The following is an 8,661-nucleotide window of genomic DNA, read 5'->3' on the forward strand; positions in this document are numbered from 1 at the left end:
GTCGCTGACCCTACTCTCGGAGTTGATGAACTACGACTTCGCCAAACACGACCTCGACGACCCGATCACCGATGAGCTCATCGAATCGGTGTCGGGAATTCGCGGGCTGGTGCAGAACCTGCGCGCCCACATCGGCGACAAAATCACCCTGCGCGATCTGGCCGGCCACCGAGCCACCCTGCTGCAGGGCCCGCGCTTCGTCGGCACCGGAACACAGGTCGCCGATCAGATGGAGGAGTGGTTCAACGGCGGCGCCTGCGACGGATTCGTCCTGGCCGCAACGCATTTGCCGGGCGCGTTCGAAGACGTGGTGCGGATGGTGATTCCGGAACTGCAGCACCGCGGCTTGTTCCGCGACTCCTACAGCGGGTCGACGTTGCGCGATCACCTCGGGTTGCAACGACCGGCCTGCGTGCCCGTCGGAGCATGATGCTCGAAGGCATCCGGGTTCTCGACGTAGCGACGCTGGCCGCGGCGCCACTGGCGGCCACGTATCTCGGCGAGTTCGGCGCCGACGTCATCAAGATCGAGCAGCCCGACGGCGGCGACCCGATCCGCACCTGGGGAAACCAGGTAGACGGGGTCGGTCTGATGTGGAAGTCGTTGTCGCGCAACAAGAGATCGATCACCCTGAACCTGCGCGTGGCCGAAGGCCAGGCGTTACTGCGGCAGCTGGTCGAACACGCCGATGTGGTGATCGTCAACACCCGGCCGGCCACCTTGCGCAAATGGGGACTGGACTACCCGGCGCTGCGCGCCGTAAACGACAAGATCGTGATGCTGCACATCACCGGCTACGGGCTGACCGGGCCGAAAAGCGAACGGCCCGGATTCGGCACGCTCGGTGAGGCAATGAGTGGTTTCGCCAACATCACCGGCGAGGCCGGGGGACCGCCGACGTTGCCGCCGTTCATGCTTGCCGACGGGGTGGCGTCGCTCAACGCCGCCTACGCGGTGATGATGGCGCTCTACCACCGCGACGTGCACGGGGCGCCAGGGCAGTTGATCGACATCAACCTGATCGACCCGCTGGCGCGGCTGCTGGAGCAGACCCTGCTGGGCTACGACCAGCTCGGCCTGGTGCCGACCAGGGCGGGTAACCGCTGGGACATCTCGGCGCCGCGCAACACCTACCGCACCGCCGACGATCGCTGGCTGGCGATGTCGGGCAGCTCGCCGCAGTTGGCGCTGAGGGTGTTTCGCGCGATCGGGCGCGCCGACCTGGTCGACGACGCCGACTTCTCCGACCCGCAGCGCCGGCTGGCGCGGGCCCGCGAGGTGGACCAGGTGGTCGCCGACTGGGTGGCCACCAAGACGCTGGCCGAAACGATGGACATCTTCGATGCCGCCGAGGTGGCCGCCGCGCCGGTCTACGACATCACCGATCTGGTTGCCGACGAGCAGCTTTCGCACCGCGAAGTCTTCGTCAAAGTCGGCGACGACGAACTGGGCGCGATGACCGTCCAGGCTCCGGTGCCCCGCTTCTCCGGTGCGACCGGCCGCGTGCAACACCTGGGCCCGCGGATCGGTGAACACAACGCCGAGGTGTACGGCGAGCTGCTCGGGCTGGCCGGCGGCGACATCGACGACCTGCATACCCGGGGTGTGCTGTGAGAGGAGCCCGGTAGATGACCTCGCTGTTGCGCCGCTCGGAACTTGCGGTGCCCGCGGCCAATGACCACATGTTCGCCCGCGCCGCAGCGTCGGAGGCCGACCTGGTCTTTCTCGACCTCGAGGACGCCACCGCGCCCGCGCACAAGGAAGCGGCCCGCGGCAAAGCCGTCACGGCGCTCAACGAACTCGACTGGGGACGTACCGTCCGGGCGATCCGCATCAACGGGCTCGACACCCAGTGGTGCCATGACGACATCCTCGAGGTCGTCGCCGGAGTCCGGGACAACCTCGACACCATCATCATCCCGAAAGCGCTTCGGGCCCGCGATGTTTGGTGGGTCGACGTACTGCTCACCCAGCTGGAGGCCAAGCTCGGTTTGTCCCGCCAGATCCGCCTCGAGGTGCTCATCGAAGAGGTCGAGGGACTGGCCAACGCCGAAGAGATCGCCACCGCCAGCCCACGATTGGACGCGCTGATCTTCGGTGTCGGCGACTTCTCGCTGTCCCAGGGTGCGCGGGTGGACACCAACTTCGACCCGCTCGGTGAATATCCCGGCGACTTCTGGGCCTATGCCCGCAACAAGGTGATCGTCGCGGCCCGCATCGCCGGTATCGACGCGATCGACGCGCCCTACCCCGACTACGGCAACTTGGTGGGCTACGAGCGCGACGCGCGACGGGCCGCGCTGATGGGCTACACCGGCAAGTGGGCCATTCACCCGAGCCAGATCGACGTCGCCAACCGGGTTTACGCGCCGACCGACGAGGAGATCGCGCTCGCCGAGCGCAACGTCGCGGCCTACCGCGAAGGCGAGAAGAAGGGTCTGGGCGCGGTGGGCGTCAACGGTGTTCTGGTCGACGCGGCCCACGTCAAGATGGCTCAGGCGACGCTGAAACGGGCAGCGCTGATCGGGCGGGGTCCCTCGCCCTCGGGGTCCTGACGTACGCCGAGATCGACGCCAGCGCGCAAGAATGCAAGAGCGTATGTCGCTTGCGTTGGTCTCGGCGAAGCAAGGGCAAAGCCGAGAGTCGCCTAGACCAGCTCGGGCACCCGCAGGTGTGCGATCGCCAATTCGAACTCGCCGACGTCGAACTGGTCGGCGCCCAGGTCGCGAAGGCGGGCGGTACGCAGTGATCGCGCTTGCTCTTCGTTGCGCTGCATGGCCTCAAGGCTGTCGAACGTCGACGACGACACCGCCCGCCAGGATGTGCGGTCGATCATCAGACTCGCGCTGCAGAAGCCTTCGAGCTCCTCGATCGCGGGCAGCACCGACTCGCGGTAAAACTCGATGGCCCGGTCGAACTGGTCGGGCCGCACCGTGAGCCAGGTGGCTCGCACGCCGGCACCCGGGCTCGAGGGGTGGTCTCGGTGCAGCACCGCGATCTCCCATTCGTCGACCGTCGGGCTGCCGCCGAAGGTCTGAGCCGCCTGGTCGCGAACCGGTCGTATCGCGCGGGCGCTCGCGCGCATCGCCTGTTCGTTGTCCCACGAGCTGGTCGCAATGCAACGACCAGAGCCACGGTCGACCAACAACGACACACCAAGACAGCCGTCGACTTTCTGGAGTGCAGGCATGACTACATCGCGGACGTGCGCGATCCCGGCGTCGATGGACGACGGTTTCGCCTCGATAGTGGTAGAGCGCGCGTACACGAGACCACCCTCTTCGCTCGGAGGCAGCGCCCCGGCGGCGCCACCGGTTCCACTCACCACCTTCCTCCGCCGGATTAGCCGTGGCAATGGGCAAGCCGCCGCGCCTGTTCTTCAATGGCACAAGGCGATACCGGCCGACACCCAGTCGCTCGGTTCGGCCGGTCGCCCCCTTCGATCAGACCAGCTCGGGTGCTCGTAGATGGGCGAGTCGGAGCTCGAACTCGCAGTCGTCGAGCTCTTGGGCGCCGACCTCGCGGATCTTCTCATCCTTGATGGCTGTTCCCTGGTCCCTGCTGCGCTGCATCGCCTCGAGGCTGTCGAAGGACGCACAGGACACGCTGCGTCCGGACGCACGGTTTACCAGCAGGCTGGCGCTGCAGAAGCCTTCGAGTGCCTCGAGCTCGGGCAGGACGGACGACTTGTAAAACTCGATGCCCTGGTCGAGTTGGTCTGTCGGCAACTGCACCCACGTCGCCCGGGCACAGGCGCCCGCACCGGAGCGGTGATCGCGGTGCAGCACTACGATCTCCCACTCTTCGACCATTGGGTCGCCGACACCGCCGAACTCGTCCGCCGCTCGATCGCGGATCGGCCGTATCTGCTCGGCGCTGGCCTGCATCGCCTCTTCGGTTTCCCACGCGGTGGTCAGAATGCACCGACCGGTCTGCGGGTCGGCCAACAACGACATGCCGACACAGCCGTCAACCTCCTGAAGTCTCGGCATGACGGCATCGCGAAGGTGCGCAACTCCTGCATCGATCGACGATGGTTGCGCCTGGATGGTGGTAGAGCGCGCGTACACGATCCACCCCTTTTCTTTCTCCTCGGGGCAGCGCCCCCGGTGGCGCCACCGGTTCAATCAACTTTCCTCCGCCGGATTACCTATGGCAATGGGCAATACGGGTGTGCTGGCTCGGGATCGACGGCTTGACATGGCAGGTCACCGAGCATGCCCCGTAGGCTGGTCAGGTGAATACCGATGTCCTGGATGTGGACACCGCGCGTCGCCGTATCGTCGATTTGACCGACTCAGTGCGCGCGTTCTGCTTTCCGCGGGGCGATGGACTCTGCAACGTCTTCGTCCCGCACGCGACAGCCGGGGTGGCGATCATCGAGACCGGCGCCGGTTCCGATGACGACCTGGTGGACACCCTGGAGCGGTTACTGCCGCGCGATGACCGCTACCGGCACGCGCACGGATCGTTCGGTCACGGCGCCGATCACGTGATGCCGGCGATTATCGCGCCGTCGATCACCGTGCCGGTGCAGGCGGGGGAGCCGCTGCTGGGCACCTGGCAGAGCGTGGTGCTGGTCGACCTGAACCGGGACAACCCGCGGCGCTCGGTGCGTTTGTCGTTCCTGCAGGGGTAACCGCGGTCACCTTTGTCGTGTGATGGGGCGACCCGGCGGGACCGGTACTGTGATGCGGTCGAAATAGGCTGATACCGGCCGGGTAGGTCGAAATCAAGAGGAAGCGGAGAAGTGCAGACACACGAGATCAGGAAGAGGTTCCTCGATCATTTCGTGAGCGCGGGTCATACCGAGGTACCGAGTGCCTCGGTGATTCTCGACGACCCCAACCTGCTGTTCGTCAACGCCGGCATGGTGCAGTTCGTGCCGTTCTTCCTCGGCCAGCGCACCCCCCCGTATCCGACCGCCACCAGCATTCAGAAATGCATTCGCACGCCCGACATCGACGAAGTCGGGATCACCACCCGACACAACACCTTTTTCCAGATGGCCGGGAATTTCTCGTTCGGGGACTATTTCAAGCGCGAGGCCATCGAGTTGGCCTGGACATTGCTGACGCGCAATGTCGACGACGGCGGATACGGCCTTGATCCGGAAAAGTTCTGGGCCACAGTCTACTTCGATGACGACGAAGCCGTGCAGCTGTGGCGGGAGATCGCGGACCTGCCGGTCGAGCGAATCCAGCGCCGCGGGATGGCCGACAACTATTGGTCGATGGGCATTCCCGGGCCGTGCGGCCCGTCCTCGGAGATCTACTACGACCGCGGTCCCGAGTTCGGCATCGACGGTGGCCCGGAAGCTAACGAGGAACGCTACATCGAGATCTGGAATCTCGTGTTCATGCAGAACGAGCGCGGCGAGGGCACCAGCAAAGACGACTTCGAGATCCTGGGTCCGTTGCCGCGCAAGAACATCGACACCGGCATGGGCGTCGAGCGGGTCGCCTTCCTGCTGCAGGGCGTGGCCAACGTCTACGAGACCGACCTGCTGCGTCCGGCTATCGACGTGGTGGCCCGGCGTGCGCCCCGCGGCTATGACGTCGGCAACCACGCCGACGACGTGCGCTACCGGATCATCGCCGACCACAGCCGCACCGCCGCGATCCTGATCGGCGACGGCGTCAGCCCGGGCAACGACGGCCGCGGCTACGTGCTGCGCCGGCTGCTTCGGCGGGTGATCCGCTCGGCCAAGCTGCTCGACATCGACGGCCCGATTGTCGGCGAGCTGATGGCCACCGTGCGCGACGCGATGGGCCCGTCGTATCCGGAGCTGGTCGCCGACTTCGACCGGATCAACCGGATCGCGGTCGCCGAGGAGACCGCGTTCAACCGGACGCTGCAATCGGGTTCGCGGCTTTTCGAAGAGGTGGCCGGTGCCACCAAGTCATCCGGCGCGACGGTGCTGTCCGGCTCTGATGCCTTCACGTTGCACGACACCTACGGTTTCCCGATCGAGCTCACCCTCGAGATGGCCGCCGAAGCGGATCTGCAAGTGGACGAACTCGGGTTCCGGGAACTAATGGCCGAGCAGCGCCGCCGCGCGAAAGCCGATGCCGCAGCGCGCAAACACGCGCACGCCGACTTGACGGCGTACCGCGAGCTAGTCGACGCCAGCCCCACCGAATTCACCGGCTTCGACGAATTGACCTCGCAGGCAAGGATTCTGGGCATCCTCGTCGACGGCAAGCGGGTGCCGGTGGTGGCGCACGGCACCGAGGAGTCCGTGGGTGCCGACCGCGTCGAACTGGTGCTGGACCGCACGCCGCTGTACGCCGAATCGGGTGGGCAGGTCGCCGACACCGGCAGCATCAGTGGCACCGGCTCCAGCGGGAGCGCCAGGGCCGCCGTCACCGACGTGCAGAAGATCGCCAAAACGTTATGGGTGCACCGCGTCAACGTGGAGTCCGGCGAGTTCGTCGAGGGCGACACCGTGGTCGCGGCCGTGGACCCTGGCTGGCGCAAGGGTGCCACCCAGGGGCACTCGGGCACCCACATGGTGCACGCCGCGCTACGACAAGTGCTGGGACCCAACGCCGTTCAGGCCGGGTCGCTGAACCGGCCGGGCTATCTGCGATTCGACTTCCACCGGCAGGGCGCGCTGAGCGCTGAGCAGCTCAGCCAGGTCGAGGAAGTCACCAACGAGGCCGTGCAGGCCGACTTCGAAGTGCACACTTTCCTCGAGCAACTCGACAAGGCCAAAGCGATGGGCGCCATGGCGATGTTTGGTGAGGCCTACCCCGACCAAGTACGCGTGGTGGAGATCGGTGGCCCATTCTCGCTGGAGCTGTGCGGTGGAACCCACGTGCACAACTCGGCGCAGATCGGACCGGTGAGCATCCTCGGCGAATCATCGGTGGGGTCCGGCGTGCGCCGGGTCGAGGCCTATGTCGGTCTGGAGTCGTTCAAGCACCTGGCCAAGGAGCGGGCCCTGATGGCCGGGCTGGCGTCGTCGCTGAAGGTGCCCTCGGACGAGGTGCCGGCCCGGGTGGCGAACCTGGTGGAGCGGCTGAAGGTCGCGGAGAAAGAAATCGAACGCAACCGGCTGGCCAATGCGCGGGCGGCCGCGGCGAATGCCGCCGCCGGAGCGCAGTACGTCGGTAACGTCCGAGTGGTGGCGCAGCGGATGTCGGCCGGCATGACGGCCGCCGATCTGCGCTCGCTGGTCGGCGATATCCGCGGCAAGCTCGGCAACGATCCGGCGGTGGTCGCCCTGATCGCCGAGGGCGAAGACGGCAGCGTGCCGTACGCCGTGGCCGCCAACCCCGCGGCCCAGGATCTGGGTCTGCGCGCCAACGACTTGATCAAGCAGCTTGCCGCAGCGGTCGACGGACGTGGCGGCGGCAAGCCGGACCTCGCGCAGGGGTCGGGCAAGGACGCGTCGGGCATCGACGCGGCGCTCGACGCGGTGCGTGCAGAGATAGCAAGGATCAGCTGAGTGGACTCCTCGCATCGCCTGCCGGATCGGCCCGGCAGTGACGATCCCGGAGCTGGGCGGCGGCTCGGCATCGACGTCGGCAGTGTGCGGATCGGCGTGGCAAGTAGCGACCCGGACGGCATCTTGGCTACCCCGGTGGAAACGGTCCGCCGGGATCGGTCGGCCAAGCACGTGCGGCGGCTGGTCGAGCTGGTCGCCGAGTTGCATGCCGTCGAGGTCGTCGTCGGGTTGCCGCGAACCCTGGCCGACCGCACCGGCCCGTCCGCGCTTGACGCGATCGAACTGGCCGGGGTGCTGGCCGGCCGGATCGCGCCGATTCCGGTGCGGCTGGCCGACGAACGCCTGACGACCGTCAGCGCGCAGCGATCGCTGCGCCAGGCCGGGATCAAGGCCAAGGGCCAGCGTAGGGTCATCGACCAGGCGGCGGCGGTGGCGATCCTGCAGGGTTGGCTCGACGAACGTCGTTCCACGCTGCCCGGGGAGGTCAACGGTGTCTGACAGCCGGGAGCGCGCTCGGCCGGTGGCGGTGGGGTCGCCGCGTCGAGGGCGGTCGCGCGCCGAACGGCTGCGCGCCGAGCGGGATCGTCGTCGACGGCGCACCGCCCGCGGAATTCTCGTCAGCCTGTGCATCGGCGTGGTTGTCGTCGCAGTGTTCGTCGGCTCCAGGATGTGGCACAGCTTCGGCCCGCAAAACGACTTCGCCGGCGACGGCAAACAGGACCTGGTGATCCAGGTGCACCCCGGGGACTCGACCACGACAATCGGCGAGACGCTGCACAAACAAGACGTCGTCCGAACCGTGAAAGTGTTCATCGAAGCTGCCCAAGGCAACGAAGCGATTTCGGCGATCCAGCCCGGTTACTACCGGCTGCGCACCGAGATTCCGGCGGCCTCGGCGGTCAAGGCGCTCACCGATCCCGCAAGCCGCGTCGGCAAGGTCGTCATTCCCGAGGGTGAGCAGCTCGACGACACCACCGACGTCAAAACCAACGCCACCACACCTGGCATCTTCACCATGCTCGCCAACGCCAGTTGCGTCGAGCTGAACGGCGACAAGCACTGTGTTGCCGCGGCCGATTTACGCACCGCGGCCGAAAAAACGCCGCTGGCTTCACTTTCCGTACCGCCCTGGGCCGTCGCCTCGGCCACGGCGATGGGTGATGATCACCGTCGGATCGAAGGCCTGATCGGGCCGGGCACCTGGAACG

General features: G+C 66.9%; 8 protein-coding genes and 1 pseudogene. 7 read left to right on the forward strand and 2 right to left on the reverse strand.

Annotated elements, in window-relative coordinates:
• The 3 genes and pseudogenes from VGH54_RS16470 to VGH54_RS16480 form a co-directional block, all read left to right on the forward strand.
• Positions 1–430, forward strand: a pseudogene (locus VGH54_RS16470) (LLM class flavin-dependent oxidoreductase); the annotation flags it as partial.
• Entirely contained in the window at positions 430–1,614 is a 1,185-nt protein-coding gene (locus tag VGH54_RS16475; RefSeq protein WP_331513145.1) for a CoA transferase, read from the forward strand. The pseudogene VGH54_RS16470 and the gene VGH54_RS16475, both read left to right, overlap by 1 nt.
• Before the next feature lie 14 nt (positions 1,615–1,628).
• Positions 1,629–2,555: a CoA ester lyase gene (locus tag VGH54_RS16480; RefSeq protein WP_331513136.1), complete on the forward strand. Its 927-nt coding sequence runs from the start codon at positions 1,629–1,631 to the stop codon at positions 2,553–2,555.
• Positions 2,556–2,647: 92 nt separating this feature from the next.
• Here VGH54_RS16480 and VGH54_RS16485 read toward each other — a convergent pair whose 3' ends face one another.
• Together VGH54_RS16485 and VGH54_RS16490 are read right to left on the reverse strand one after the other, a co-directional pair.
• Complete coding sequence (locus VGH54_RS16485; protein ID WP_331513146.1) at positions 2,648–3,268, reverse strand: antibiotic biosynthesis monooxygenase; 621 nt, start codon at positions 3,266–3,268, stop codon at positions 2,648–2,650.
• Positions 3,269–3,443: 175 nt separating this feature from the next.
• Positions 3,444–4,070, reverse strand: a complete 627-nt coding sequence (locus VGH54_RS16490; protein ID WP_331513137.1) for an antibiotic biosynthesis monooxygenase — start codon at positions 4,068–4,070, stop codon at positions 3,444–3,446.
• Positions 4,071–4,237: 167 nt separating this feature from the next.
• Here VGH54_RS16490 and VGH54_RS16495 point away from each other — a divergent pair, with 167 nt between their 5' ends.
• From VGH54_RS16495 to VGH54_RS16510, 4 genes are all read left to right on the forward strand, one after another.
• Positions 4,238–4,639 carry a secondary thiamine-phosphate synthase enzyme YjbQ gene (locus VGH54_RS16495; protein ID WP_331513138.1) on the forward strand — a complete coding sequence of 134 codons (402 nt, stop codon included), beginning with the start codon at positions 4,238–4,240 and terminating at the stop codon, positions 4,637–4,639.
• A gap of 111 nt (positions 4,640–4,750) precedes the next feature.
• Positions 4,751–7,453, forward strand: coding sequence for an alanine--tRNA ligase (alaS, locus tag VGH54_RS16500; protein WP_331513140.1), 2,703 nt, complete (start codon positions 4,751–4,753; stop codon positions 7,451–7,453).
• Positions 7,454–7,951, forward strand: a complete 498-nt coding sequence (gene ruvX / locus VGH54_RS16505) for a Holliday junction resolvase RuvX (protein WP_331513141.1) — start codon at positions 7,454–7,456, stop codon at positions 7,949–7,951. It begins immediately after the preceding gene.
• Positions 7,944–8,661: endolytic transglycosylase MltG (locus VGH54_RS16510; protein WP_331513143.1), on the forward strand; the 718-nt coding region annotated here is incomplete at its 3' end. The genes ruvX and VGH54_RS16510, both read left to right, overlap by 8 nt.

The sequence above is a fragment of the Mycobacterium sp. genome (assembly GCF_036488105.1).
In the GTDB taxonomy this organism is placed as follows: Bacteria; Actinomycetota; Actinomycetes; order Mycobacteriales; family Mycobacteriaceae; genus Mycobacterium.

What these genes read in the sequence shown, in the direction of transcription:
- VGH54_RS16475 (WP_331513145.1), top strand. Translation starts at nt 430, where the DNA reads ATGCTCGAAGGCATCCGGGTTCTCGACGTAGCGACGCTGGCCGCGGCG.
- VGH54_RS16480 (WP_331513136.1), top strand. Translation starts at nt 1,629, where the DNA reads ATGACCTCGCTGTTGCGCCGCTCGGAACTTGCGGTGCCCGCGGCCAAT.